Source organism: Streptomyces sp. NPDC060184 (assembly GCF_042728795.1).
GTDB lineage: Bacteria > Actinomycetota > Actinomycetes > Streptomycetales > Streptomycetaceae > Streptomyces.
Map to the genome: position 1 here is coordinate 1 of NZ_JBHWYX010000020.1, position 26,460 is coordinate 26,460.

Sequence of the window (26,460 nt, forward strand, 5' to 3'; positions counted from 1 at the left end):
TTTTTGTTAACGCGTTAATAAGTTGGGGGGCGGCACGCTTGCGCGTGCCGCCCCTCTAAGCCCTGACGGATCGTGACGACCGTCATCGGGAGTTGTCTCAGATGGAGACGCCGTGGAGACGCAGGTAGGCGATCGGGTCCACGTCGGAGCCGTAGCTCGGGGTGGTGCGGATCTCGAAGTGGAGGTGCGGGCCGGTGACGTTGCCGGTGGCACCCGAGAGGCCGATCTGCTGGCCGCCGGTGACGGTCTGGCCGACCGACACCATCAGCTGCGACTGGTGCGCGTACTGGGAGTACATGCCGTCGGCGTGCTTGATGATGACCTCGTTGCCGTAGGCGCCGTCGTAGCCGGCGGAGACGACGGTGCCGGGGCCGACGGCGCGGACGACGGTGCCGGTGGCGGCGCTGAAGTCGGAGCCGGTGTGGTAACCGCTGGACCACATGGAACCGGAGGCGTGGTACTGGGTGGTGACGGTCGCGTTGGCGACCGGGGTGGTCCAGCCGGTGCTGTCGCTGTCGGCGGCCTTGGTGGTGGTCGCGGCGGACTCGGTCTTGGCCGCCGGGGCGGCCTTCGTCGCGGTCTTGGCCTCGGTCTTCGTCTCGGCCTTGGCGGCCGGGGCGGACGCGGTGGAGGCCGAGCCGGACGCCTGGGCGCCGAGCGTCAGCTTCATGCCCGGGAGGATCAGGCTCGGGTTGCCGCCGATGACCTCGCGGTTGTCCTGGTAGAGCTTCTCCCAGCCGCCCTTGATCTTGTGCTGGGCGGCGATCTTCGCCAGGTAGTCGCCGGAGACGACCTTGTAGGTCTTGGCGGACTGCTGCGCGGACTGGGCGACGGCGGGGGCCGACTGCTCGGCGGCGTGGGCACCCGTGGCTCCGAGGAGCGGCAGGGCGACGACGGCGCCGCCGGCTCCGACGGCGAGGATGCCGCGAGCGATCGGGCCGGACTTCTTACGACGGTGCTTACCCGTGATGGGCATGGGGGAATTCCTCTCCGGCGCCTACGAGGTGAGCTGTCGGGTTCGGGCTGGAGATGCCCGGTCGCGCTGAACGCGACTTCACCCCGAGCCGGCCGGAACAACTCCGGTCGGCGGCTTACCTGGGTCCCCCGCTCCTGCCACGCATGAGTGAGTGCGAATTCCGGGCGGCGGCAGGATTAGGCGGTCCGTCCGGAGTGATGGTGAACGTAATCGAGCCGGGCCGGACGGAACAAGCCATCGCAAGCGGAACGGAATCCGCACGCCGATTTCGGCATGCTTTTGCGGTCACCCTCCGTGGATTACGGATCTTGGCATTCCGCATGGCGGACGGAGAGTCCCCCGGCACCCCGGCCACGCACGGTCACGGATATGATCCCGCTCACCAGATCACCCACCATCTCCCCCATAAACGGGTGATGTTGCGCGAAATCCATACAATACGGACATGTCGCGCACATCACTGATGCCGGCTCCTCAGTCGCCGAGGGTCCGCCACCGCCACTGCGGCCCCGCGGAGCGATGTCATAGGGTCGCGACGAGCCGACGCCGGCGAGCAGCGCCGGCGCGCAGAAGTACCGAGGAGCCGCTGTGACGCAGGTGCCGCAGTTCTCGCCGGCCGAACCCGAGCTGAGCGGGGTCCGCAACTTCAGGGACGTGGGCGGACTGCCCACCGTCGACGGACGGCGGGTACGGCACGGGAGGCTCTTCCGCAGCGGCCACCTCGCCGCCGCGACCGCCGAGGACGCCGTCTTCCTCGGCCGGCTCGGCCTGCACACGGTCTTCGACTTCCGTAACTCGGCCGATCAGAAGCTGGACGGCTTCGACGTGGAGCTGCCGGGCGTCCGCAACGTCCGCATCCCGCTCTCGGACCCCGCAGACGGGGCCGGTTTCTGGCGTCTGGTGCGCGAGGGCGACATCGCGCAGCTGCGCTCGCTGCTCGCCGACGGAAAGGGTACGGAGCGGATGCTCGCCTCGTACCGCTCGATCATCACCGACCGCACGGCCGAACACAGCCGGGTCCTGCACTCCCTCGCGGAGGACAGCGTGCCCGCGCTGATGCACTGCGCGGCGGGCAAGGACCGGGCGGGTCTGACGATGGCGGTGACCCTGCTCGCGGTCGGCGTGGAGCGCGAGGCGATCGCGGCGGACTACCTCAAGTCCAACGACGCCCACCGCCGGTACCGCCTGCGGCGCGGCGACAGCGCGGACCCCGTGGTGTCCTCCGAGGTGATGAGCCTGCTCAACCCGCTCTTCGGGGCGCACATCGACTACCTGGACGCCGCATTCGCCACCATCGAGGAGCACTGGGGCACCACGGAGCGCTACTTCGCGCAGGGGCTGCGGCTCTCCGGGGAGACCCGGGAGCGGCTGCGCGAGCGGCTGCTGGACGAGGCCTGAGGGTTGCGCCCGTGCGACTTCGCTACTGGTTGCCCCCGGCGACGGCGAACAGGATGTAGAGGAAGGCCGCGACGACGTGCCCGGCGACCAGGTAGGCGATGAGCCGGATGACCATCCCGCGCGGCATCTTCCGCTCCTGGGTGTCCCGGACCTTGGTGTGCCGGGGGGTCAGCGGGTCGTAGTGCTCCGAATCGGACATGACGGTCCTCTCTGTCGTACGCCCGGGGCCGGGCGTACGAGGAATGGGCGCGGCACCGGGGTACCGGGCGCGGTCAGCGCCGACGGGTCCCGTCGCCGAGGCACAGCTCGGCGGCGGGGCTCTGCAACAGGGTGTGTACGAAGATCAGCTCGGCGCCCTCCGGTCCGGCGGCGGCGATCCGGTGCGGGGTGAGCGAGTCGAAGTGGGCGCTGTCGCCGGGCCCGAGCTCGTGCGCGGATTCGCCGAGGCTGACCCGCAGCCGCCCTTCGAGGACGTAGAGCCACTCCTCCCCCGGGTGGACCCGCACCAGGTCGCCCTGGGCGCCGTACGGGACGCGCACCCGCAGGGCCTGCATGGCGCGGCCCGGTCCGCCGGCCCGGCGGTACATCCAGCCGTCGGCCTCGGGCCCGTCGAACCGGCCGCCGCGCACGATCGCGTCGCGTTCCGGGGGGATCTCGCCGAGGAGCTCGGAGACGGTCGTGCCGTAGATCCTGGCGAGACCGAGGAGTACGGGCAGCGAGGGCTGCCGGTTTCCCGTTTCGAGCCGGGAGAGATGGGCCGGGGAGAGTCCCGCGCGCTGCGCGGCGGCCTCCAGGGTGAGGCCCCGGCTCCGGCGCAGGTCGCGCAGGCGGGGAGCGACACCGGGGAGGTCGTCGGCCACCCCTCCGTCAGGAGGATTCATGCCTCCATTGCGCCACCGACTTTCCTCTGAGGCAAATTTCTTGCCTCAGAGGCAAAACCTGTCGGGAGTGGTCAGCGGTTGGCCACCGCCTGCTTCACCAGCGTGCGCCCGAAGTCCCACATCAGGCCGCCCCCGCCGTGCGCCTCGTCCATCACCGACTCGAAGGCCGCGACGAACCGGTCGACCTCCGGCTCGCCGATGATCAGCGGGGGGATCAGCTTGATCACTTCGAGATGGTCGCCGGAGACCTGGGTGAGAATCCGGTGCTTCTGCAACAACGGTACGACAACCATCTGGGCGAAGAGCCCCTTGCGGGCGGCCTGGAGCATCGTCCACCGGCCGCGCAGCTTGATCGAGGACGGCCGTCCGAACTCGATGCCGACCATCAGCCCGCGTCCGCGCACCTCGTGCAGCAGCTCGTACCGGTCGACCAGCGCGGCGAGCCGTGTCCGCAGCAGGTCGCCGGTGCGCCGGGCGTCGGCGACCGTCTCCTCGTTCTCCATGACCGAGAGGACCGCGAGCCCCGCCGCCATGGCCTGGGCGTTCGCACCGAAGCTGGCGGAGTGGACGAGCACCCGGTCCATGGAGGAGTAGACCTTCTTGAAGATCCAGTCCTTGCCGAGGGTGGCTCCGACCGGCACGTAGCCGCCGGAGAGCGCCTTGGCGACGCAGACCAGATCCGGTTCGACACCCTCCTCGTGCTGGTAGGCGTAGAAGTCGCCGGTCCGGCCGAGGCCGGTCTGCACCTCGTCCGCGATGAGCAGCGCCTTGTGCCGGTGCAGGAGCTCCTGGGCCTCGCGCAGGAAACCGGGCGGCGCCGCGTGCACGCCCTTGCCCTGGATGGGTTCGACGACGAGCGCCGCCACGTCGCCCCGTTTGAGCTCGCGGCGCAGGGCGTCGAGGTCGCCGAGGGCGATGGCGGTGTCCGGGAGCAGCGGGGCGAAGCCGTCGCGGAAGCCGTCCTCGCCGTTGACCGAGAGCGAGCCGGTGGTGAGGCCGTGGAAGGCGTGGGTGCAGTAGAGGACGCGGGGCTTGCCCGTGGCGTAGCGGGCGAACTTCAGCGCCGTCTCGACGGCCTCGGTGCCGCTGTTGCCGAAGAAGACGCGGTCGAGGTGGGGGCTGTGGGTGAGGAGCTTCTCTGCGAGCAGGCCGGGCAGTGGCTGGCAGTCGAAGCGGGTGAGGTCGGCGAGGGAGGCGTCGAGCACGTCGTGCAGGGCCTTGCGGACGACCGGGTGGTGGCGGCCGAGGCCCATCACGCCGAATCCCGCGAGCATGTCGAGGTAGTCGTTGCCGTCGGCGTCCCAGAAGTAGGCGCCCTCGGCCCGTTCGTAGACCTTGTCGAAGCCGATGGTGTGCAGCATGCGCGGCAGCTGGTGGTTGAGGTGGCGCGTGTGCAGTTCGTAGCGTTCGGCGCCGCGTTCCGCGAGCAGCGTCGCGAGATCGAATCCCTTGCCGGCGCCGTCGGCGCTGCCGGTGACCCCCGTGGTGCCGGCGCTGCCTGCCCTGTCGTCCTTCATTCCCCGCTCGTCTCCTTCATCTCTCCGCGCACCACGCGGCCTCGCTCTCGCCCTCGTTCCGTGCCGTTCCCGGCCGTGGGTACGTGTCGCGGTACCGCCTCCGGTCCCGCCGTCCCCTCGCCGGTGCGGCGCTCCGGGTCCTCGGGCCGTCCCGCCAGTGCCGCACCGATCCGGCCCGCGATCTCCACCGGGGTCAGTCCGATGTCGGCGAGCACCTCGCCGCGCTTGGCGTGGGCGAGGAACTCCTCGGGGATCCCGAAGGTCCGCAGGGGCACGTCCGCTCCCGCGTCCCGCAGCGCCTGCCCGACCGCCCAGCCGACGCCTCCGGTGCGGCAGTTGTCCTCGACGACCGCGACCAGCCGGTGGCCGGCCGCGAGGGGGGCGAGCTGCTCGTCGACGGGCCGGACCCAGCGCGGGTCGACGACGGTGCAGCCGATGCCCGAGCCCGTCAGCAGGTCGGCGGCGCGCAGGCAGACCGGGGCCATCACCCCGACCGCCACCAGCAGCACGTCGGGGCGCTCGCCCCGGTGCAGGACGTCCATGCCCCCGACGCGTCCGACGGCGGGGACCGCCTCGCCCACGGACTCCTTGGGGAACCTGACGACGGTGGGCGCGTCGGCGACGTCGACGGCCTCGCGGAGCTGCGCTCTGAGCTGGTCGGCGTCGCGCGGGGCGGCGATCCGCAGTCCGGGCACGACCTGGAGGACCGACAGGTCCCACATGCCGTTGTGGGAGGGGCCGTCCGTGCCGGTGACCCCGGCCCGGTCGAGCACGAACGTCACGCCGCTGCGGTGCAGGGCCACGTCCATCAGCACCTGGTCGAAGGCGCGGTTGAGGAAGGTGGCGTAGACGGCGACGACGGGGTGGAGGCCGCCCGCGGCCATGCCCGCGGCACAGACCGCGGCGTGCTGCTCGGCGATGCCCACGTCCACGACCCGGTCCGGGAAGGCGGCGGCGAACGCGGTGAGCCCGACGGGGTGGAGCATGGCCGCGGTGAGGGCGACCACGTCGGGGCGCTCGGCGCCGATCCGCGCGATCTCCTCGCCGAAGACGGAGGTCCACGAGGGCTCGGCGGGGGCGGTGAGGGGGAGGCAGGTCAGCGGGTCCATCGCCCCCACGGCGTGGAAGCGGTCGGCCTCGTCCCTCAGGGCGGGGGTGTAGCCGCGGCCCTTCTCGGTGATGCAGTGGACGAGGACCGGTCCCCGGAAGTTCTTGGCCCGTACGAGGGCGGACTCGACGGCGGCGATGTCGTGGCCGTCGACCGGCCCGACGTACTTGAGGCCGAGGTCCTCGAAGAGCCCCTGCGGGGCGAAGGTGTCCTTGAACCCTTTTTTCGCGCCGTGCAGTGAACCGTACAGCGGCTGTCCGACGACCGGGGTGCGTTCCAGCAGCTCCTTGCACCGGGCGAGGAAGCGTTCGTACCCGTCGGTCGTACGGAGGGTGGCGAGGTGGTCGGCGAGGCCGCCGATGGTCGGGGCGTACGAGCGGGTGTTGTCGTTCACCACGAGGATCAGGGGGCGGTCCTTGGCGGCGGCGATGTTGTTCAGCGCCTCCCAGGCCATGCCGCCGGTGAGGGCGCCGTCGCCGACGACGGCGACGACGTGGTCGTCCCTGCCGAGCAGTTCGTTGGCCTTGGCGAGTCCGTCGGCCCAGCCGAGCGCGGCGGAGGCGTGCGAGTTCTCGATGACGTCGTGCTCGGACTCGGCGCGGGAGGGGTAGCCCGAGAGGCCGCCCTTGCTCCGCAGTTTCGAGAAGTCCTGGCGGCCGGTGAGGAGCTTGTGCACGTAGCTCTGGTGGCCGGTGTCCCACAGGACGCGGTCGCGCGGCGAGTCGAAGACCCGGTGCAGGGCGATGGTGAGTTCCACGACGCCGAGGTTCGGGCCGAGGTGCCCGCCGCTGCGTGACACCGCCTGCACGAGGAACGTCCGGATGTCCGCGGCGAGTTCGGTCAGTTGCGGTCCGCTGAGCGGTGCGAGGTCCCGTGGTCCCCCGATGGATTCCAGCAAGGTCACGTATGTGCCCCCTCGTCGGTTCCTGGCGGAAGGAGGGCGGTCACGGCCGGGGTGCCCCTGCCGCGACCGCCCTCCTGGGCGTGTGTCGAAAGCCCCGCCCTCCGGGCGGACGGCGCTGCTTCCGCAACACGCTTGGGGACTACCGGCTGCCGGCGACCGTCTCCCGGGCCGCGCGGAGCGACTCCTTGAGCGAGCCCATGGTGGCGAGCACGGCGGTGGGTTCGTAGCCGCAGTGCGCCATGCAGTTGGCGCAGCGCGGATCCTTGCCGCGGCCGTACTTGTCCCAGTCGGTCTCCTCGATGAGCTGCCGGTACGTGGGGACGTATCCGTCGCTCATCAGGTAGCAGGGGCGCTGCCAGCCGAAGAGGGAGTAGTTCGGGATGGCCCAGGCGGTGCAGGGGAAGTCCGCCTTGCCCTCCAGGAAGTCGAGGAAGAGCGGCGAGTGGTTGAGGCGCCAGCGCGCCCGGTTGCCGCCCGCGAACGTCTTCTTGAAGAGCTCACGGGTCTGTTCCACGCCGAGGAAGTGCTCCTGGTCCGGCGCCTTCTCGTAGGCGTACGCCGGGGAGATCATCATCTCGTCGACCTTCAGGTCGTCATTGAGGTAGTTGAGCACCTCGATGATGGTCTGGGGGGTGTCGGTGTTGAAGAAGGTGGAGTTGGTGGTGACCCGGAAACCCCGTCTCTTGGCTTCCTTGATCGCCTCCACCGCCTCGTCGAACACGCCCTCCTTGGCGACGGATTCGTCGTGGCGCTCGCGCAGCCCGTCGATGTGGACCGCGAAGGCGAAGTACCGGGAGGGGGTGAACTTCTCGATCTTCTTCCGCAGCAGCATCGCGTTGGTGCAGAGGAACACGTACTTCTTCCTGGCCACCAACTGCCGCACGATCTCGTCGATCTGAGGATGCATCAACGGTTCTCCACCGGCGATGGAGACCATCGGGGCACCGGATTCGAGCACGGCCCCGACCGCCTGGGCGACCGGCATGCGCTGCTTGAGCACTCCGGCGGGGTGCTGGATCTTCCCGCACCCTTCGCAGGCGAGGTTGCAGGCGAACAGGGGCTCCAGCTCGACGATCAGCGGGAACTTCTCACGCTTGCGGATCTTCTGTTCGGCAAGGTACGTCGCAACCTTGATGGTTTGGCGGAGCGGCATGGCCATCTGGCTCACCTCCGGGGGAGCAACAAAGATCGGTGCCATTCATGAAAAGCCGGCAGGACGGCACGAAGAACGCGGAAAGCCGATATTCCACCGCGCACCGTGGCAACTCGGACGAGCTCATGCTCTGGAGCGTCCACGACCACCCGTACGGCCGCAACCGGGCGTGGTCCATGACGCAGAGCGGTACAGAGGGTCGCCGCGGACTCCATGTCCACGGCGATGGCCCCGGTCGCCGCGAGGGCCGCCCGCTCGGCGCCCCTCACGACGTGGTCGGAGCCGGTCAGGGGGCCGGTGTGCACGGTCCGGCCGGGAAACAGCCGGGACACCGCGTCCACCAGCACGGGGACGCCGTCGCAGGCGGTGGCCCCGAGGGCGGACCTGGTCTCCTCGGCGACGACCAGATCGCCCGGGTGCATCCCGGGCGCGAGCCCGGCGCAGAACCCGGAGGCGACGACGGCCGCGCCGCGCATCTCCTCCCGGACCAGGGCGCGCCCGAGGGCGGTCTCGGCCGCCTTCGGGCCCATCCCCGTCCGCAGGACGGTGACCGGGCCGCCGCCGCGCGGCCCGCTCCGCAGGGCGAACTGCTCGATGCCGAGCGCGCAGGCGACGAGCAGTCCGGCCGTTGGTCCACCGGGGGGCCGGGGCCCGCCCATCAGATCCCCGCCGGGTTCGCGCCCCGGGCGGCGAGGGGGTCACCGTGCACGTAACGCCCCAGCGCGGTGAGCGGGAAGACCTGGCGGTAGAGGTGGTAGTTGATGGAGAAGTCCCAGGGGAAGCCGGTCCCGGTGAAGTACGGCTCGTCCCAGGAGCCGTCCTCCCGCTGGGTCCGGGTCAGGAAGGTGACCCCCCGGGTGACGGCGGGGTTCTCGTGCTCTCCGGAGGCCAGCAGGGCGAGCAGGGCCCAGGCGGTCTGCGAGGCCGTCGACTCGCCCCGGCCGATCCACTTGCTGTCCTGGTAGGAACGCAGGTCCTCGCCCCATCCGCCGTCGTCGTTCTGGACGGACTCCAGCCAGCGGACGGCCCGGCGGACGGCGGAGTGGGTGGTGGGCAGCCCGGCGGCCACCAGAGCCGGCACCACCGACCCCGTGCCGTAGACGTAGTTGACGCCCCAGCGGCCGAACCAGGCTCCGCTCGCGTCCTGTTCGGCGAGGAGCCAGTCGATTCCGCGGCGCACCCGCGGATCATCGGCGCGCCCCTCGTAGGCCATCATCTCCACGACGTGGCCGGTGACGTCGGCGGACGGCGGGTCGATCACCTCGCCGAAGTCGCAGAACGGCAGCCGGTTGGGGAAGGGGCTGGTGTTGTCCGCGTCGAAGGCGCCCCAGGCTCCGCCGCGCGACTGCATGCCGACCGTCCAGCGCACCCCGCGCTCGATGGCGGCCTCGACCCTGGCGGGCTCGGGGTGGCGGACCCGGCGCAGCGCGAGCACGACCTCGGCGGTGTCGTCGATGTCCGGGTAGTTGTCGTTGTGGAACTCGAACGCCCAGCCGCCCGGGGGGAGTTGGGGCCTGCGTACGGACCAGTCCCCCGGCCTGACGATCTCCTCGCCCAGCATCCAGTCGGCCGCCTTGACCAGAGCCGGGTGGTCCGGGGAGACCCCGGCGTCGGCCAGCGCGATGGTGGCCAGGCAGGTGTCCCACACCGGGGACTGGCACGCCTCGATCATGCGCGCGCCGTCCGGGCGCCGTACGGCGAACCGGTCCAGCGACGCGAGCCCGGCGCGCATCACCGGGTGGTCGAGGTCGTAGCCGAGCAGGTGGAGGGCGATCACGGAGTAGACGGCGGGGGGCTGGATCCCTCCCCAGCAGCCGTCGTTCTCCTGGCGTTCGATGATCCACCGGGCGGCGGCGTTCATCGCGGTCCGGCGGAGCCGGCGCGGGGCGATCCGGTGGTAGAGGTGCAGCGCCTTGTCCAGCCGCTGGAAGACGCCGTCCCAGCTCGCCGGTGAGGCCTTGCGCACGGGCGGGTTGGGCCGGGACGGGTCGGTGTGCAGTTCGTCGAGGGAGAAGGGAGCGGGCCGTACGGGCCGCTTCGCCGAGACGATGGTCAGCGGAACAATGGTCTGGCGGGCCCAGCAGCCGAAGTCATAGATATTGAGAGGTACCCAGGAAGGAAAGAACATCAGCTCGGGCGGGAGTTCCGGAAGGTCCTCCCACTTCCACCAGCCGAAGAGGGCGAGCCAGATCCGGGTGAACACACGGGAGGCGGCGATCCCGCCCTCGTCCCGCACCCAGGCGGCGGCCCGGGCCATGTGCGGCTCGTCCGGCCGGTCTCCGGCCAGCCGCAGCGCCACGTACGCCTCGATGGTGGCGGAGAGGTCGCTGGGGCCTCCGTAGAAGGTGGCCCAGGTGCCGTCGCCCAGTTGCTCGCCGCGGACGAAGAGGGCGGCGGCCTTGAGCGTGTCGGGGTCCTGGATACCGAGGAACTGGCGGAGCAGCAGGTCTTCCGCGTCCATGGTGACGTTGGTGGCCAGGTCGCCCTTCCACCAGCCCTGCTCGTCCTGTCTGCCGAGGAGGTGCTCGACGGAGCGTTCCGCGGCCCTCCGGGCGGCGCCCAGGACGTCGTCCGCCGTGATGGTTGTGTCGGTCGGATCGCCCGGGACCGTGCGAGGGTGCGCAGCCCCGGTGCTTCCGTCGGTCGTCGCTGTCATGGCTTCCCCTTCGTGCAGTTCGGTCCTCTGCTGTGCTGGGGTCTCCGTCGGCCGGTGCCCCGAGGGACACCGGCCGGCGACTGCGAGTCATATACGAATGGTGATCATCTCTTTCGGACGACGACGAAATCGGCGAGCGCGGTGAGCTGCGCCCGTACTTCACTCGGCATGTCGACACCGTGCAGCGCCTCGATGGCGACGGCGTGCTGACGGCGGGCCTCCTGGGCGGTCCACTCACGGCCGCCCGCCTCCTCGATGAGTGCCGCGCGTGCGGCGAACTCCTCTTCGGAGAAGCTGTCGAAGTCGCTGCTCTTCGCGTCGGCGGAGAGCAGCGCGCCGAGCCGCTCGGAGGCCGGGCCTCCTGCGGCGAGGGCGGCGACCACGGGCAGCGACTTCTTGCGCTGGCGCAGGTCGCTCCAGGTCTGCTTGCCGGTCGACTCCGGGTCGCCCCAGATGCCGAGCAGGTCGTCGACGGCCTGGAAGGCGAGGCCCAGGTGGTAGCCGTAGGCCTCCAGGGTGTCGGCCGTCCGGTCGTCGGCTCCGCCGAGCACCGCGCCGATGGAGACCGCGCAGGCGAGGAGGGCGCCGGTCTTGTTGCCCTCCATCTCCAGGCACTCCTCGACGGTGACCCGCTCGCGGTGCTCGTAGGAGATGTCCTGCGCCTGGCCGTCGATGAGCTTGCGGGTGGCGGTGGTCAGGCGGCGTGCCGCGCGCCCCGCCTCGACGGTGCCGAGCTCCAGGAGGAGTTCGTTGGCCAGTGCGAACAGCGCGTCGCCGACGAGGATCGCCTGGGCGGGGCCGTGCACCTTCCAGACCGTGTCGCGGTGGCGGCGCTGCTCGTCGCCGTCCATCAGGTCGTCGTGCAGCAGCGAGAAGTTGTGCACGAGTTCGACCGCCACGGCGCCGGGGACACCGGCTTCGGCGGGGGCGCCGGCGGCCTCGGCCGACAGCAGCGCGAGCGCCGGGCGGACCGCCTTGCCGCCGTCTCCGTCGGCGGGCCGTCCGTCGGCGTCGATCCAGCCGAAGTGGTAGGCCGCGACGGTGTCCATGGGCGGCGCGAGCCGGTCCACGGCAGCCCGCAGCACCGGCGCTGACAGGGCCCGTCCGCGCTCCAGAAGCGCGGTGACGTCCGTGGTGTCCGCCACGGTGTCGAAAGCCGGATTCGCCGGGGTCACTGACTCTCCTCTTGTTCCGGTGGTACTGCTCATGCCGCCTCCTGCAGCGGATGTTCGTGCGGGCTCCTGAGCCCTTGGAGCGCTGTTGTGGCGGCGGTGGTTCCGCTGCGAACGGCGCCCTCCATGGTGGCGGGCCACCCGGTCGCCGTCCACGCGCCGGCCAGGGCGAGTCCCGGCAGCCGGGTACGGGCCCCGGGGCGCAGCCGCCCGGTGCCCGGGGCCGGCGCGAAGGTCGCGGTGCGCTCGCGGGTGACGAAGAAGTCGCGGATGCCCGCGCCCCTCGCCGCCGGGAAGAGGCGCTCCAGTTCGGGCAGGTAGCGGGCGCGCAGTTCGGCGACGGGCAGGTCGATCTCGTCCCCGGCGGCCGACTGCGACAGTGCGAGGTACTGACCCGGGCCGCGGAGCCCGGAAGGTTCGGTGCGGTCGAAGACCCACTGGACCGGGGAGCCGAGCGCGGCGAAGAACGGCCGGCGCAGCACCTTGCGGTCGTAGACGACGTGGACGTTGAGGATGGGGGCGTCCTCGATGGCGAGCAGCCGGTCCTGGCCGTCGACGGCGCCTGCGGGCAGCAGTGCGTGGGTCTCGCGCTGCGGGAGGGCGAGGACCACGGCGTCGGCCTCGATCCGCTCGTTCTCCGTCCCGACCGTCCAGGTGCCGTCCTCGGCCCGGGTGAGCGAGGTGGCCTTGGCGCGCAGTTCGGTGCGTACTCCGGCGGCGTCGAGGGCCTTGCGGGCCAGGGTGTCGTGGAGTTCGCCGAGCGGCACGGCCGCCCATCCGATGTCGGCGGCGCCGGGCTCGGAGAGCAGGCCGGTCTTGAAGACCATCGCGGCGAGCGCCATGGAGGCGTTCTCCGCGGTCGCGTTGAGGGTGGCGACCCCGACGAGGTCCCAGAGGGCTTCGACGGTCCTCGGGGACTGGCCGTACCGGCGCAGCCAGTCGGCGAAGCTGACCGTGTCGAGCGCCGGGTCGGCCGGGTCGAGGCGGCCGAGGGCGAGCGCGGCCCGGCCGACGCCCGCCTTCTCGGCGAGCGAGAGGTGCGGGTAGGCGGCGAGCCCGCCGGCGAGGTGCAGCGGTACGGGCAGGTTGGTGCGCCGGAGCCGTCCGAGGCGGGGCCCGGCGGGCCGGCCCACGTCGAGGACGGGTACGTCGAGGCGGTCCTGGAGCGGGGCGAGGCGGGTCGCGCCGACGCGGTCCAGGAACCAGCGGTACGCGGTGCAGCAGCGCAGGTAGACGTGTTGTCCGTTGTCGACCGTCAGGTCGCCGCGACGGAAGGAGAAGGCGAGTCCGCCGAGGCGGGGGCGGCCTTCGAGCAGGGTCACGTCGGCCCCGGCGTCGGCGAGGCGGAGGGCGGAGGTGATGCCCGCGAGGCCGCCGCCGACGACCACGGCGCGCGTGGGGAGCGGTGCGGTGCCGGTCATGCCTCGCCCTCCCGTCGGGTCGTGGACCACAGAATCGTCCCAGGGAAGGACGCCGTCGGCCAGTGGAAGGTTGCCCGGTACACGGGTTCGCCGGAGTGGGTCACGGGCGGCCGGTCCTGGTCAGGCGCGAGACGTGACGCGCGTCGAGTCCGGAGAGGCCGCGGACCGCCACGTACGCCTTCTCGTGGCCGGGCAGGGAGACCCGGCCGCGCAGGACGGCGCCGGGGTCGCGCTCGATGCGGTCCAGCAGGCGGCGGTAGATCCCGGCCATCGCGGCGACGCAGGCGCCGCTGCGGCGGTCCAGCATCGGCAGCAGCCGGTATCCCTCGGCGAAGAGCGCGCGGGCCCGGCGGACCTCGAAGTGGACGAGGCCCGCGAAGTCCGAGCCGGCGGGCGGCGTGGCCCGGTGGAACCCCTCGGAGCAGCCGAACTTGGCGAGGTCGTCGGCGGGGAGGTAGGTGCGGCCGTTGGCCGCGTCCTCGCGCACGTCGCGCAGGATGTTGGTGAGCTGGAGGGCGAGCCCGAGGGTGTCGGCGTACTCGGCGGCGCGGTCGGCCCCGGGCGCGCCGGGCTCCGTACCGAAGACGCCGAGGCTGAGGCGGCCGATGGCTCCGGCGACGCAGCGGCAGTAGGTCTTCAGGTCGTCCCAGGTCTCGTACGTCGCTCCGCGCACGTCCATCAGCACGCCGTCGATCAGCTCGTCGAGGCCGCCGAGGGGCAGCGGGAACCGCCGGGCGGCGTCGGCGAGCGCGACGGCGACCGGGTCGGTGTCGTCCTCCTCGACCTTGCCGTCGCGGACCCTGCCGAGCAGTTCGCGGGTGCTTTCCAGCCGCGTCTTCTTCGTCCCGGGGTCGAGTTCGCCGTCGCCGATGTCGTCGACCCGGCGGGAGAAGGCGTACAGCGCGGACATCGCCTGTCGCTTCTCGGACGGAAGCAGCCTGATGCCGTAGGCGAAGTTACGTGCCTGCTGACCCGTGACGGCCTCGCAGTAGCTGTATGCCGCCGCTACCGGTGCCGACATGGACGTCGTCTGTCCCTCCACTTTCGGAGTCATCCCTCTCTTCGCGCACTTCGCAAGACAACTCCCACTTCGCGCAGCAGGCTGGGCTTCGTGGGCTTGGGCGGTCCGGGCAGTACGTCGAAGCCGGCCGCCGCGACCGCGTCGAGGGCGGCCCGCCCTCCGGCGACGAATCCGGCGAGCAGCAGCCGGAGCCTGCCCTGGACGCTGCCCACCAGGGGGACGCCCTCGTCCAGCAGTTCCCGGGCGCGTGCCGCTTCCCAGGCGATCAGGGCCCGCACCGACGCCCCGGCGGTCGGGGCGGCGAGGTCCGCCTCGGTCACGTGGAAGCGTGCCATGTCGTCGGCGGGCAGGTAGACCCGGTCGCGGCCGAGGTCCTCGGTGACGTCCTGGAGGTGTTCGGCGATCTGCAGCGCGGTGCAGACGGCGTCCGAGCGGCGTACCCGTTCGGGGCTGGACGTCCCGGTGAGGGCGAGGACGAGCCTGCCGACCGGGTTGGCGGAGAGTTCGCAGTACGCGAGGAGTTCGTCCCAGGTCGCGTAGCGGCGGACCTTCTGGTCCTGCCGGTTGGCCTCGATCAGTCCGAGGAACGGCTCGGGGGTGAGTGCCCGGCGGCGCACCGTGGGGCGCAGGGCGCGCAGCAGGGGGTGGTGCGGGTCGTCGCCGTCGGTGGAGAAGACGCGGCGCAGGTCGGTCTCGAAGGCGTCGAGCATGGCCAGCCGGTCGTCGCTCCGTCCGGGCTCCACGCCCAGGTGGCGGGCGTCGGCACCGCCGGGGGCGAGGTCGCCGTCGCCGATGTCGTCGACGAGGCGGGCGTATCCGTAGACCGCCATCAGGTCGTCGCGCCAGGCGCGGGGCAGAAAGAAGGGAGCCACGGGGAAGTTCTCGTCCGCGGCCTTGTCGAGGGTGGCGACCGGGGGCGCCTGACGGGTACGGGTCACGTCGTACCGCCCGGCGCGGGGACGGCGAAACCACGTCGGAGCTGGAGATTGTCCGTCATTGCCGTCACATCTCCCGTTCTACACTGCTGACCCAAAACATCCCTTTTCGGACACGCCGCCCGACCTCCCGAGTGCCCCGGGGCACTCCGGTCGCGTGCTGTGGGCGTATCGGCACACTTGCCGCGAATCAGCACCGGTACAGCTTACGTTGTACGGATCACACGGCATCGACCGGGTGTTGCGCGCCGTCGCGCCCGGCTCCCGGGGTCCCAACCTTCCACGGCGCCGGGACACTTGGCATCGTCCGCCAGGTGGAGAAGCGATCTCCGGCTACCACCACAGGCGGACGGGCCGGACACCCCAGGCAGCCATCGGGCGAAGCGTTTCGCCCGGCACCACCCCGCGGTGTCCGGCCCGTTCCGGCGGCCGTCCTACTTGCCGGTTTCCCGCTCGTAGGCCTGGAGGACCTCCTCCGTCGGCCCGTCCATGAGCAGCTCGCCCTTTTCCAGCCACAGGACCCGGTCGCAGGTGTCGCGGATCGTCCCGTTGTTGTGGCTGACCAGGAAGACCGTGCCGGCCTCCTTGCGCAGCTCGCGGATGCGCTCCTCGGAGCGGACCCGGAACTTCCGGTCACCGGTCGCCAGCGCCTCGTCGATCATGAGGACGTCGTGGTTCTTGGCCGCCGCGATGGAGAAGCGCAGACGGGCCGCCATGCCGGAGGAGTAGGTCCGCATCGGCAGGGTGATGAAGTCGCCCTTCTCGTTGATCCCGGAGAACTCCACGATGCCGTCGTAACGGGAGCGGATCTCCTCGCGGCTCATCCCCATGGCGAGTCCGCCGAGCACGACGTTGCGCTCGCCGGTGAGGTCGTTCATCAGGGCGGCGTTCACGCCGAGGAGCGAGGGCTGGCCGTCCGTGTAGACCCGGCCCTTCTCGGTCGGCAGCAGGCCGGCGATGGCGCGCAGCAGCGTCGACTTGCCGGAGCCGTTGGTGCCGATGAGGCCGATGGCCTCGCCCCGGTAGGCGGTGAAGGTGACCCCGCGCACGGCGTGGACCTTGCGGATGCCGCGGGGCTCGCCCTTGCCGCGGCGCATCATGCGGCTGAGGGCGGCGGTCGCGCTGCCCTTGCCGCCACCGCCGCCGTTGACGCGGTACACGATGTGGACGCCGTCCGCGATGACGGTGGGGACCCGTCCCTGGGTGTTGTCGTCAGCCACGGCCGTACCGCTCCTCTGCCTTCCAGAAGTACACGAAGCCCAGGGCACCCACCACGAGCGCCCAGGCGGTGGCGACGGCCCAGACGTGGGCGGGGAGGTTCTCCGCGCCGTAGCCGTCGATGAGGGCGAAGCGGACCAGGTCCATGTAGATGGCCGCGGGGTTGTACTGGAGCACGTTGGCGATCCACTGCGGCTTGTCCTGGAGCATCACCGTGATGGAGAACATGACGCCGGACGCGTACATCCAGGTCCGCATCACGAAGGGCATCAGCTGCGCCAGGTCGGGGGTCTTGCTCCCGAGGCGGGCCATGACCAGCGCCAGGCCGGTGTTGAAGCAGAACTGCAGGAGCAGGGCGGGGATCACCAGCAGCCACGACAGGGTGGGGTAGCTGCCGAACGCCACGGCCACCACGATCAGCACGATCATCGAGTACAGCAGCTGCTGGAGCTGCTGGAGGGAGAACGAGACCGGCAGCGAGGCCCGGGGGAAGTGCAGGGCCCGCACCAGGCCGAGGTTCCCGGAGATCGCCCGGACGCCCGCCATCACCGAGCTCTGGGTGAACGTGAAGACGAAGACGCCGGTCACCAGGAACGGGATGAAGACGTCCTGGCTCATGCCCTTCCGGGTGCCGAGGATCAGGCCGAAGATCAGGTAATAGACCAGTGCGTTCAGCAGCGGGGTGGCCACCTGCCACAGCTGGCCGAGCTTGGCCTGACTGTACTGAGCGGTCAGCTTCGCCCGGGAGAACGCCAGGATGAAGTGGCGGCGGCCCCAGAGCTGGCGGACGTAGGCGAACAGCCCGGGCCGGGCGCCGCTCACGGTGAGGCCGTACTTCTCGGCCAGCTGTGCCGGGCTCAGCCCCTCGTCGGCCGACGGCGGGGTGCTCATGGCGACCCGCCCGTCATGCGTTGTGTCACTCACAGATGGAAACTCTCGTCTTCGATCCACGCGGCCGGTGAAGGAGCGCGGCGCAGGCGGACAGGACCCGGAAAGGAATGCATACGGATCCCATGGTCTCAGAGCCCCACGGGCTCAGATCACGGGAGGACGGCCCAGCCTCGTCAGCCGCCAGACCGTACGCCACCGCATGGGGCGCCGGGGGCCGCAGGGTGTGGTCCATCCCTCACGGAAGCCTCCGAACCACGCCTTGAGGGCGGGCACGGAGGGGCGGCGTACCAGCGTGAGCAGCACCCAGGTGCCCAGGTAGACCGGGACCAGCGGGGCGGGGAGGTTGCGGCGGGCGAGCCAGACCCGGTTGCGGGCGACCATCCGGTGGTACACGGCGTGCCGGGACGGGGCGGTGGCGGGATGGCTGAGGACCATGTCCGCGCGGTAGTCGATCAGCCACCCCGCGTCGAGCGCCCGCCAGGCGAGGTCGGTCTCCTCGTGCGCGTAGAAGAACGCGTCGGGCAGCCCGCCGACCTCGGCGAGCACCGCGGTGCGTACCGCGTTGGCGCCGCCGAGGAAGGTCGTCACCCGGGAGGAGTGCATCGGGTCCGAGGCGCGGAGCCGGGGGACGTGGCGTCGCTGAGTGACCCCGGTCTCGGGGTCGGCGATGCGGAAGCTGACGATGCCCAGCTCCGGGTCCGCCTCGAAGGCCCGGCGGCACAGTTCGGCGGTGTCGGTCCTCGGGAGCCGGCCGTCGTCGTCGAGGAAGAGCAGGACGTCCACGTCCGTGCCGCCGGGGCCGAAGGCCTCGATGCCGACGTTGCGGCCACCGGGGATGCCGAGGTTGTCGGGCAGCTCCACGGTCCGGACCCCCTCGGGGACGTCCGGCACGGGGGCTCCGTTGCCGACGACCACGACCTCGATCCGGTCGCCGTCCTGGGCGGCGACCGAATCGAGGAGGGCGCGCAGCTCCACGGGACGGTTGCCCATGGTGATGATGACCGCGCCGAGTTTCATGGAGTACTCACTTCAGACGGCTGGACGCCAGGATCGACACCAGGTGCAGGACAGTCTGGAGCAGGGCGATGCCCGCCAGGACCGCGACCGCGAGGCGGGTGAAGAAGAGATCGTCCCTGATCATGTCGGCGACGGCGGCGGCCAGGACGACCAGGGACGCCTCGACGCCCAGGATCAGGCGGTGGAACTTGAGCGCTCCGGCGGCCCGGCGGGCGAAGGCCATGCCGGACGAGCGCGGCTCGGACGCGGCTTCCTTGACGGGCGGCAGCCCGCCCTGGTGGCGTGCGACACCGACCAGGTCGGTCTCCGCCTTGATCAGGATGGCCCCGAGGGCGGCGAGGGTGCCGAGGAACGCCCAGAGCCAGTCGATCCGCCCCGTGCCGAACAGGTCGGCGGCGCGCAGGCCCAGCCCGACGAGCACGGCGGCGTCGCAGAGGTAGGCGCCGACGCGGTCGAGGTAGACCCCGCCCAGCGAGAACTGCTTCTTCCAGCGCGCGACCTCACCGTCGACGCAGTCGAGCAGCAGGTAGAGCTGGACCATGACGACGCCCAGCACCGCTCCCGGTATGCCGGGGACGAGCAGGGCCGGGGCGGCGAGCACGCCCGCGACGGTCATGACGTAGGTCAGCTGGTTGGGGGTGATCCGGGTGTTCACCAGGTGCCGGTCGATGCGCAGGGAGATCTCGCGCATGTAGAGCCGTCCACCCCAGTGCTCACCACTGCGGCGGTCCTTCACGCCCGGAGGGTGCACGACCGGACGGAGTTCAGCTACGGATGGCTTTTGCATAGTCGGCGTACGCGTCCCTGATCTGATCGGTGGACAGGTTGAGGTGCTCCAGGACCGTGAAGCGTCCCGGGCGCGTCTGCGGGGCGAAGCCGACCACCTCGACGAACTCGTCGACGGTGAAGCCGATCTCCTCCGGCAGTACGGGCAGGCCGTGGCGGCGGAAGACGGTGGCCATCTGCTGCGACTGGGCGCGCGCGCCGCGCAGGTGCATGGCGAAGCAGGCGCCGAGGCCCACTTGCTCGCCGTGGCTGGCGGCGCGCGCCGGGTGGAGCAGGTCGAAGGCGTGGTTGATCTCGTGGCACGCTCCGGAGGCCGGGCGCGAATCGCCCGCGACCGCCATCGAGATGCCGGTCAGGACCAGGCCCTCGGCCAGCACCTTGAGGAAGTCGTCGTCGGCGATGTCGCCGGGGTGGCGCAGGACCGCCTCGCCCGCCTGCCGCGCCATGGCGGCGGCGAGCCCGTCGACCTCTTCGCCGTGGACCGCCTGGGCGAGCTCCCAGTCGGCCACGCAGGAGATGTTGGAGACGGCGTCCCCGATGCCGGAGCGGATGTACCGGGCGGGTGCCCCGCGGACCACGTCGAGGTCGATCACGACGGCGATCGGCGTGGGCACGCCGTAGGAGCCGCGGCCGTTGTCGTTGTCCAGGGTGGCGACCGGTGAGCAGAGGCCGTCGTGCGAGAGGTTGGTGGCCACGGCGACCAGGGGCAGCCCGACGCGCGCGGCGGCGTACTTCGCCACGTCGATGATCTTGCCACCGCCGAGGCCGACCACGGCGTCGTACCGGTTGCCCTTGATCCCGTTGGCGAGGCGCACCGCGGAGTCGATCGTGCCGTCGCTCACGGGGTACCAGTCCGCCCCGGGCAGGAGCGGCGCGAGCCGGTCCTTCAGGGCACGGCCGGAACCTTCGCTGATCGCGATGGCCAGCTTGCCCGAGGTGGAGATCCGCTGGTCGTGCAGGACCTCCGCCAGGTCGTCCATCGCGCCGCGGCGGATGTCGACGACCAGCGGGGAGGGGATGAGCCGGGTCAGTACTGGCACGCGATCTCACGGCCCTTCGCGAGGTCCGCGTGGTTGTCGATCTCCACCCAGGTCACCTCGCCGATGGGGGCGACGTCGACGGTGAAGCCGCGGTTCACGAGCTCCTGGTAGCCGTCCTCGTAGTAGAGGTCGGGGTCGCGCTCGAACGTCGCCTTCAGGGCGTCGGCGAGCTCCTCGGCGGCCTCGGGCTCGATCAGGGTCACGCCGATGTACTCGCCGGTGGCCGTCGCCGGGTCCATCAGCTTGGTGATCCGCCGGACGCCCTTCTCGTCGGTGATGACCTTCATCTCCTCGTCGGCGAGGTTCTTCACCGTGTCGAGGGCGAGGATGATCCGGCGGCCTTCGCCGCGCGCCGCGAGCAGGGTCTCCTCGACGGAGACGGGGTGCACGGTGTCGCCGTTGGCGAGGATCACGCCGCGCATGAGGACGTCACGGGCGCACCACAGGGAGTAGGCGTTGTTCCACTCCTCGGCCTTGTCGTTGTCGACCAGCGTGATCGAGAGGCCGTACGTGGCCTCCAGCTCGGCCTTGCGGGCGTACACGGCCTCCTTGCGGTAGCCGACGACGATCGCGACCTCGGTCAGACCGACCGCGGCGAAGTTGGCCAGGGTCAGGTCGAGCACGGTCTTCTCGCCGTCCACCGGCACGAGCGCCTTGGGGAGGGTGTCCGTGTAGGGGCGCAGTCGGCGTCCTGCACCGGCTGCCAGTACGAGGCCGATCATGCGAGTTCTCCTTCGTCGTGTACGGCGGGGGCCGAGGAGGACACCCAGAAGCGGATGGACTCCACGGCCACCACCAGAGCCACGGCCACCGCGAGGGCGGTCAGGGCCGTGGTGAAGCTGGTACGGGTGGTGAGTACGGCGGCGAACAGGGCCACCACGAGGGTGCGGCCCTCGTGCCCGAGGACGGTGCGGACCAGCCACTGCGGCGGGGCTCCCGTGCCGCCCCGGATCCGGTACACCGTGTCGTAGTGATGGTAGGCGACCGCCGCGACCAGGCCGAATGCCGCCGGAACGGCGTGCGGCACGCCGCTGCGGGCGGCCAGCGCCAGGACCGTGCAGTACTCGGCGGCCCGGAAGAAGGGGGGGACGAGCCAGTCGAGCGCACCCTTGAGGGGGCGCGAGACGGCGAGTCCGGCGAAGAGCGTGTACACCCCGGCGGCGGCCACCGGCCACCAGCTGCCGTAGGGGGCGGCCAGGGCCGTCGCGATCATCAGACCACTGCCCACCAGGGCCAGCAACGGGGCGGTGAAGCCCCCGCCCGGGCGGCGGACGACGGCCACGGCCCGGGCGAGCGGGCCGGAGTCGGCGAGGTCGGCCAGGGCGCGCGCGGCACGGTCCGTACGCCGCGCCTTGCGGGTCAGCGAGCGGAGCAGCCGGCCGGCCGTGGTGTAGCAGGCGGCGAGCGAGCAGCCGACGAGCAGGGCGTAGAAGACGATCCGGGGCGTGGTGACCGCGGTGAGCACCGCGATCATGGCCCAGCGTTCGCCGATGGGGAGCACGATCATCCGGCGCAGCCAGACCGTCCAGCCGACGCTGTCGAGGCGGTCGGAGAGGGCAGCGGTGGGGCTGGTGTTGGAGACCGCGTCGTGGTTGGCCTCGTTGAAGGAGAAGTCGACGACGTGGCGGCAGGCCTGGAGCACCATGGCGCCGAGCGCGAGGGCCCACACGTCGTCACCGCCGCCCATGTGCGAGGCGCCGATCGCGAGGCCGGCGTAGTAGGCGTACTCCTTGGCGCGGTCGAAGGTGGCGTCGAGCCAGGCGCCCATCGTCGAGTACTGGAGGGAGTAGCGGGCCAGCTGCCCGTCGGTGCAGTCCAGGACAAAGGAGAAGAGGAGCAGCAGCCCGGCGGCCACGAACCCGGCCCTGGTCCCGGTCGCCGCGCAGCCGGCCGCGACAAGGGCGGTGATCAGCGAGGCGGTGGTGACCTGGTTCGGGGTGAGTCCGCGCCGCGCGCACCAGCGGGCGATGTAGCGGGAGTACGGGCTGATGAAGTGGGTGGTGAAGAAGCCGTCGTGCGCCTTCACCGCGCTCCGCAGCCGTACCGCCTCGTCGTCCACGGCCGCGACGGCCGACCGGGCGGCGGCCAGCTCCTCGGGGGTGGTGGGGACGGTGGCGGTGAGCGAACCGAGTTCGGGGCGCTGTACGGGCGTCCCCTCGGCCTCCAGGACGAGCGCGATGCGGCCCGGGACCGTGCGGTCCTCCGGCTGGTCCGGTGCGCCGTCCCCGGCCCCCGCCACCGGCCGTCCGGCGCCGACCGCCGCGGCGGTCCGGTCCATCGCGCGCAGCAGTGCGGCCCGCGCGTCGGGCTGCACCGTCAGTGCGCCCGGGAGACCGGCGGCGGCGAAGCGGGGGTCGGTGAGTCCGAGGCGCAGGGCGTGGACGTGGCCGACGAAGCGGGGGTCCACGAGGGCGACGCGGTGGCTCGGGGGGACGGCTCCGAGGAGTGCGGCGGCTTCACCGGCGTCGGCGGCCGTGCGGACGTCGAAGCCGAGGGCGCGCAGGTCGTCCTCGATCGACGACCCGGGTACCGGCACACCGGTGAGAATGGCGGTCGACAGACGAACTCACTCCTTGGATCCGGGCATGGGCGGGCACGCGGGACGACCCGTGAACGGGGCTGCGGATCTACGAGCCCGCGGGCCTGCGGCACATCGGCAGAGGCTATCGGATGAACAGAAGGTTGAGTTCACTGCCCGTTTGTGCTCCGTTCGGGCCGGTCCTGCACCCTGTTCGCCCCTTAGTGATCATCTTCCTTGATCGAGCCCCTGTGCGACAAACCGCGGTGCGGAACGTCCGCTGGACGCGCGAGCGGGGCACGCCCGGCGGACGCGGCGACCACGAGCCGGGACCGACCGGGGACGGCGGGCCACCCCGTAGGCTGATCCGCATGACGTGGCTGATCACAGGTGGTGCGGGGTACATCGGGGCACATGTGGCGACGGCCATGGTCGCCTCCGGCGAGAGGGCCGTCGTGCTCGACGACCTGTCCACCGGGGTGGCCGGGCGGCTCCCGGCGGACATCGAGCTGGTCCGCGGGTCGTCCGCGGACCGTGCGCTGGTGGACCGGCTGCTGGCCGACCACGCGATCACCGGTGTGGTGCACCTCGCGGGGAAGAAGCGGGTGGACGAGTCGGTGGAGCAGCCGCTGCTCTACTACCGGGAGAACGTCGCCGGGCTCGGCGTCCTGCTGGAGGCCTCCGCGGCGGCGGGTGTGCGCTCCTTCGTCTTCTCCTCCTCGGCCGCCGTCTACGGGGTGCCCGAGGCCGAGGTGATCACCGAGGAGACTCCTTGCGCGCCGATCAGCCCGTACGGCGAGACCAAGCTCGCCGGTGAGTGGCTGGTGCGCGCCACCGGCCGCGCCCACAAGATGTCCACGGCCTGCCTGCGCTACTTCAACGTGGCCGGCGCCGCCGAGCCCGCTCTCGCGGACACGGGGGCGTTCAACGTGATCCCGATGTTCTTCGACCGGCTGACGCGCGGCGAGGCGCCCCGCATTTTCGGCGCCGCGTACCCGACGCCGGACGGCACCTGCGTCCGGGACTACATCCACGTCGCCGACCTCGCCGACGCGCACCTCGCGGTCGCGCGCCATCTGGCGGCTCAGGACGTCCCCGGCGACCTGACGGTGAACATCGGGCGCGGCGAGGGCGTCTCGGTGCGCGAGCTCGCCTCCCTGGTGGCCGAGGTCACCGGGAACGACACGGAGCCGGTCGTCGGGCCCCCCCGTGCGGGTGACGCGGCGAAGTCGGTGGCCTCGGCGGCGCGGATCGCCGAGGAGCTCGGCTGGTCGGCCCGCAGGGGGGCGCGCGAGATGGTGGAATCGGCCTGGGAAGGCTGGCTGGCGCGCCATCCGCAGGCCGGGCGGCGATAGCGCCTTCCGCACGGGACCCCCCCTCCTCTCGCACATTTGTGCAGGTCAGAGCAGACGACAACGGTGTTCAACACCGTGTTGCCCGATACCCCCCGCCCGTAGTTCACTGGGCGGTCTCGGGCGCCGCCGACCCGAGCCGCTCCACCGTCTGGAGGCATGCGCATGGGGGCCGGCCACGACCACGGTCACACGCACGGCACACCCGCGACAGCGTCGGCCGCGTACCTCGGGCGGCTCCGCATCGCCCTGGGGATCACCCTCGGCGTGATGGTCATGGAGATCGTCGGTGGCGTGCTCGCCGACTCGCTCGCCCTGATCGCGGACGCCGCCCACATGGCGACCGACGGACTGGGGCTGGGCATGGCGCTGCTCGCCATCCACTTCGCCAACCGTCCGGCGGGCCCGAACCGCACCTTCGGGTTCGCCCGCGCCGAGATCCTGGCGGCGCTGGCCAACTGCCTCCTGCTGCTGGGCGTCGGCGCGTTCCTCGTGTACGAGGCGGTCGACCGCTTCATCACCCCGGCGGACACCCGCGGCGGCCTGGCCATCGCCTTCGCCTCCGTGGGCCTGGTCGCCAATCTGGTTTCGCTCACCCTGCTGGTGGGCGGGCAGAAGGACAGCCTCAACGTCCGGGGCGCCTATCTGGAAGTGCTCGCGGACACTCTCGGCTCGGTCACCGTCCTCGTCTCGGCGGGCATCATCCTGGCCACCGGCTGGCAGGCGGCCGACCCGATCGCCTCCCTGGTGATCGGTCTGATGATCGTCCCCCGTACGGTGAAGCTGTTGCGCGAGACGGTCAACGTCCTGCTGGAGTCCGCGCCCAAGGGGGTGGACATGGCCGAGGTACGGGCCCACATCACGGACCTGCCCGGGGTGCTGGACGTCCACGACCTGCACGCCTGGACGATCACCTCGGGGATGCCGGTCCTCTCGGCCCACGTCGTCGTCCACCAGGAGATGCTGGACTCCATCGGCCACGAGAAACTCCTCCACGACCTTCAGGGCTGCGTCGGCAGTCACTTCGACGTGGAGCACTGCACCTTCCAGCTGGAACCGAGCGGCCACGCCGCGCACGAGGCGAGACTCTGCCGTTGACGGCAGAAGGCCCCGCGCGTCCGACCCGGCCCGCGCGGCGGCGGACATGCCCGGCCCCGAAGTACGGACAAGCGGCATTTGTGGGGCAGACTTGACCGGACTCCAGGGGTCCGGACGCACGAGGCCGGGAACCAAAGCGAAGGATGGGTATGCCGACCACACCAGCCACCGCGACGCACAGCTCGTCGAACGGCTCCGCAGAAGCGATCATGCTCGAACTGGTCGACGAGAGCGGCACCACCATCGGCACCGCGGAGAAGCTCGCCGCCCACCAGGCGCCCGGCCGGCTGCATCGCGCCTTCTCGGTCTTCCTCTTCGACGAGAAGGGACGGCTGCTGCTCCAGCGCCGCGCGCTCGGCAAGTACCACTCCCCCGGCGTGTGGTCCAACACCTGCTGCGGTCACCCCTACCCGGGCGAGGCCCCCTTCGCCGCCGCCGCCCGGCGCACGCACGAGGAGCTGGGCATCTCGCCGTCGCTGATGGCGGCGGCCGGGACCGTGCGCTACAACCACCCCGACCCGGCGTCGGGCCTGGTGGAGCAGGAGTTCAACCACCTGTACGTGGGCCTCGCCCAGGACGCCCCCCGGCCCGACCCGGAGGAGGTCGGCGAGACGGTGTTCGTGACCGCCGCCGAACTGGCCGAGCGGCACGCCGAGGGACCGTTCTCCGCGTGGTTCATGACGGTGCTGGACGCGGCGCGCCCGGCGATCCGTGAGCTGACGGGCCCCTCCACCGGCTGGTGACGGCCCGGGCGGGCCGTGCCGGCAGGTCTGCGGGTACGGCCCTGGGCCCCGGGCCGGGTGGTACGAGCGGGCCGGATGGTACGGGCGGGCCGGGCGGTACGGGCCGGATGGTACGGGTCGGTGGGGGCGCGGGTCAGAGGGGCGCTCTCAGGGGGAGCACCGCCCAGATGATCTTTCCGCCGCCCGCGGTGTGCTCCACGTCGCAGGTGCCGCCCGCCTCGGCGGTGATCTCCTTCACGAGCAGCAGCCCCCGGCCGCCCGTCTGGGCGTGGTCGGTCTCCAGCGCGGTGGGGCGGTAGGGGTGGTTGTCCTCGACCGAGACCCTGATCCAGTCGGCGCCGATGGCCACCTCCACCGCCAGCTCGGGCGAGAGGAGGGCCGCGTGTCTGACCGCGTTGGTCGCCAGCTCGGAGACGATCAGCAGCAGCCCCTGGAGGATGTCGTCCTCCACCGGCACGCCCTGTCTGCCGATCAGGTCGCGTACCGCGTGCCGGGCCTGCGGAACCGATACGTCGACAGCGGGGGCGGTGAAGCGCCACACCCCCTCGTACGACACGGGACGGGCCGGAACACTCCCGCGGCTCTCCATAATCCGGTACCCGCTCTCGCTTCGCGCGTATGGGAACACTCTCTGCTGACTGACGAGTGTCGAGAA

The 26,460-nt window shown here is 71.5% G+C and carries 24 protein-coding genes and 1 riboswitch; of the genes, 4 read left to right on the top strand and 20 right to left on the bottom strand.

The window, feature by feature from the left end:
- Positions 1-97: 97 nt before the first annotated feature.
- Positions 98-976, bottom strand: a complete 879-nt coding sequence (locus ACFWEE_RS15475; protein ID WP_386889389.1) for a peptidoglycan DD-metalloendopeptidase family protein — start codon at positions 974-976, stop codon at positions 98-100.
- 5 nt (positions 977-981) lie between these two features.
- A riboswitch (cyclic di-AMP (ydaO/yuaA leader) is annotated at positions 982-1,136 on the bottom strand.
- A gap of 428 nt (positions 1,137-1,564) precedes the next feature.
- Here ACFWEE_RS15475 and ACFWEE_RS15480 point away from each other — a divergent pair.
- Positions 1,565-2,374 (top strand): tyrosine-protein phosphatase, encoded by an 810-nt coding sequence (locus ACFWEE_RS15480; protein WP_386889391.1) that lies wholly within the window; start codon positions 1,565-1,567, stop codon positions 2,372-2,374.
- Positions 2,375-2,396: 22 nt separating this feature from the next.
- On the opposite strand, the gene ACFWEE_RS15485 is transcribed toward ACFWEE_RS15480, so the two are convergent.
- The 18 genes from ACFWEE_RS15485 to ACFWEE_RS15570 all read right to left on the bottom strand — a co-directional run bounded on the left by ACFWEE_RS15485 (position 2,397) and on the right by ACFWEE_RS15570 (position 22,630).
- A complete protein-coding gene (locus ACFWEE_RS15485) occupies positions 2,397-2,573 on the bottom strand; it encodes a DUF6126 family protein (RefSeq protein ID WP_386889393.1) in 177 nt (58 codons plus the stop codon).
- A gap of 73 nt (positions 2,574-2,646) precedes the next feature.
- Positions 2,647-3,255: an XRE family transcriptional regulator gene (locus ACFWEE_RS15490; RefSeq protein WP_327179193.1), complete on the bottom strand. Its 609-nt coding sequence runs from the start codon at positions 3,253-3,255 to the stop codon at positions 2,647-2,649.
- Positions 3,256-3,326: 71 nt separating this feature from the next.
- Positions 3,327-4,772, bottom strand: coding sequence for an aspartate aminotransferase family protein (locus tag ACFWEE_RS15495; RefSeq protein WP_386889395.1), 1,446 nt, complete (start codon positions 4,770-4,772; stop codon positions 3,327-3,329).
- Complete coding sequence (gene dxs / locus ACFWEE_RS15500; RefSeq protein WP_386889397.1) at positions 4,769-6,784, bottom strand: 1-deoxy-D-xylulose-5-phosphate synthase; 2,016 nt, start codon at positions 6,782-6,784, stop codon at positions 4,769-4,771. Before dxs ends, ACFWEE_RS15495 begins: the two co-directional genes overlap by 4 nt.
- Positions 6,785-6,923: 139 nt before the next feature.
- Entirely contained in the window at positions 6,924-7,943 is a 1,020-nt protein-coding gene (gene hpnH, locus ACFWEE_RS15505) for an adenosyl-hopene transferase HpnH (RefSeq protein WP_327179190.1), read from the bottom strand.
- A gap of 5 nt (positions 7,944-7,948) precedes the next feature.
- Complete coding sequence (locus ACFWEE_RS15510; RefSeq protein ID WP_386889398.1) at positions 7,949-8,596, bottom strand: 1-hydroxy-2-methyl-2-butenyl 4-diphosphate reductase; 648 nt, start codon at positions 8,594-8,596, stop codon at positions 7,949-7,951.
- Positions 8,596-10,593 (bottom strand): squalene--hopene cyclase, encoded by a 1,998-nt coding sequence (gene shc, locus ACFWEE_RS15515; protein ID WP_386889400.1) that lies wholly within the window; start codon positions 10,591-10,593, stop codon positions 8,596-8,598. Before shc ends, ACFWEE_RS15510 begins: the two co-directional genes overlap by 1 nt.
- Positions 10,594-10,697: 104 nt before the next feature.
- Positions 10,698-11,801, bottom strand: a complete 1,104-nt coding sequence (locus tag ACFWEE_RS15520; RefSeq protein ID WP_386889402.1) for a polyprenyl synthetase family protein — start codon at positions 11,799-11,801, stop codon at positions 10,698-10,700.
- Positions 11,798-13,186 (bottom strand): hydroxysqualene dehydroxylase HpnE, encoded by a 1,389-nt coding sequence (gene hpnE, locus ACFWEE_RS15525; RefSeq protein ID WP_386889403.1) that lies wholly within the window; start codon positions 13,184-13,186, stop codon positions 11,798-11,800. Before hpnE ends, ACFWEE_RS15520 begins: the two co-directional genes overlap by 4 nt.
- A 100-nt stretch (positions 13,187-13,286) precedes the next feature.
- Positions 13,287-14,240 carry a presqualene diphosphate synthase HpnD gene (gene hpnD / locus ACFWEE_RS15530; protein ID WP_386889405.1) on the bottom strand — a complete coding sequence of 318 codons (954 nt, stop codon included), beginning with the start codon at positions 14,238-14,240 and terminating at the stop codon, positions 13,287-13,289.
- A complete protein-coding gene (hpnC, locus tag ACFWEE_RS15535) occupies positions 14,237-15,145 on the bottom strand; it encodes a squalene synthase HpnC (RefSeq protein ID WP_386889407.1) in 909 nt (302 codons plus the stop codon). The genes hpnD and hpnC overlap by 4 nt, the downstream gene beginning before the upstream one ends.
- A gap of 431 nt (positions 15,146-15,576) precedes the next feature.
- A complete protein-coding gene (locus ACFWEE_RS15540; protein ID WP_386889409.1) occupies positions 15,577-16,362 on the bottom strand; it encodes an ABC transporter ATP-binding protein in 786 nt (261 codons plus the stop codon).
- Positions 16,355-17,284, bottom strand: coding sequence for an ABC transporter permease (locus ACFWEE_RS15545; RefSeq protein WP_386889410.1), 930 nt, complete (start codon positions 17,282-17,284; stop codon positions 16,355-16,357). Before ACFWEE_RS15545 ends, ACFWEE_RS15540 begins: the two co-directional genes overlap by 8 nt.
- 111 nt (positions 17,285-17,395) lie before the next feature.
- Positions 17,396-18,268, bottom strand: coding sequence for a glycosyltransferase family 2 protein (locus tag ACFWEE_RS15550; protein WP_386889412.1), 873 nt, complete (start codon positions 18,266-18,268; stop codon positions 17,396-17,398).
- Between the two features lie 7 nt (positions 18,269-18,275).
- Positions 18,276-19,055 (bottom strand): CDP-alcohol phosphatidyltransferase family protein, encoded by a 780-nt coding sequence (locus tag ACFWEE_RS15555; RefSeq protein ID WP_386889414.1) that lies wholly within the window; start codon positions 19,053-19,055, stop codon positions 18,276-18,278.
- On the bottom strand, positions 19,033-20,094 hold the full coding sequence (locus ACFWEE_RS15560; protein ID WP_386889416.1) for an iron-containing alcohol dehydrogenase family protein: 1,062 nt from the start codon (positions 20,092-20,094) through the stop codon (positions 19,033-19,035). The genes ACFWEE_RS15555 and ACFWEE_RS15560 overlap by 23 nt, the downstream gene beginning before the upstream one ends.
- Positions 20,082-20,816 carry a sugar phosphate nucleotidyltransferase gene (locus ACFWEE_RS15565; protein ID WP_386889418.1) on the bottom strand — a complete coding sequence of 245 codons (735 nt, stop codon included), beginning with the start codon at positions 20,814-20,816 and terminating at the stop codon, positions 20,082-20,084. Before ACFWEE_RS15565 ends, ACFWEE_RS15560 begins: the two co-directional genes overlap by 13 nt.
- Positions 20,813-22,630 carry a DUF5941 domain-containing protein gene (locus ACFWEE_RS15570; RefSeq protein WP_386889419.1) on the bottom strand — a complete coding sequence of 606 codons (1,818 nt, stop codon included), beginning with the start codon at positions 22,628-22,630 and terminating at the stop codon, positions 20,813-20,815. Before ACFWEE_RS15570 ends, ACFWEE_RS15565 begins: the two co-directional genes overlap by 4 nt.
- 353 nt (positions 22,631-22,983) lie before the next feature.
- On the opposite strand from ACFWEE_RS15570, the gene galE reads away from it, so the two are divergent.
- From galE to idi, 3 genes are all read left to right on the top strand, one after another.
- Positions 22,984-23,967 carry a UDP-glucose 4-epimerase GalE gene (gene galE / locus ACFWEE_RS15575; protein WP_386889421.1) on the top strand — a complete coding sequence of 328 codons (984 nt, stop codon included), beginning with the start codon at positions 22,984-22,986 and terminating at the stop codon, positions 23,965-23,967.
- A 162-nt stretch (positions 23,968-24,129) separates the two neighbouring features.
- Positions 24,130-25,062, top strand: coding sequence for a cation diffusion facilitator family transporter (locus ACFWEE_RS15580; protein WP_386889549.1), 933 nt, complete (start codon positions 24,130-24,132; stop codon positions 25,060-25,062).
- Positions 25,063-25,211: 149 nt separating this feature from the next.
- Positions 25,212-25,805: an isopentenyl-diphosphate Delta-isomerase gene (gene idi / locus ACFWEE_RS15585; RefSeq protein ID WP_386889423.1), complete on the top strand. Its 594-nt coding sequence runs from the start codon at positions 25,212-25,214 to the stop codon at positions 25,803-25,805.
- 133 nt (positions 25,806-25,938) lie between these two features.
- Here the strand turns inward: idi and ACFWEE_RS15590 are convergent, their stop codons facing one another.
- The gene (locus tag ACFWEE_RS15590; protein ID WP_386889424.1) at positions 25,939-26,394 is read right to left on the bottom strand and encodes an ATP-binding protein; all 456 of its coding nucleotides are present in this window, start codon (positions 26,392-26,394) and stop codon (positions 25,939-25,941) included.
- Positions 26,395-26,460: the final 66 nt, after the last annotated feature.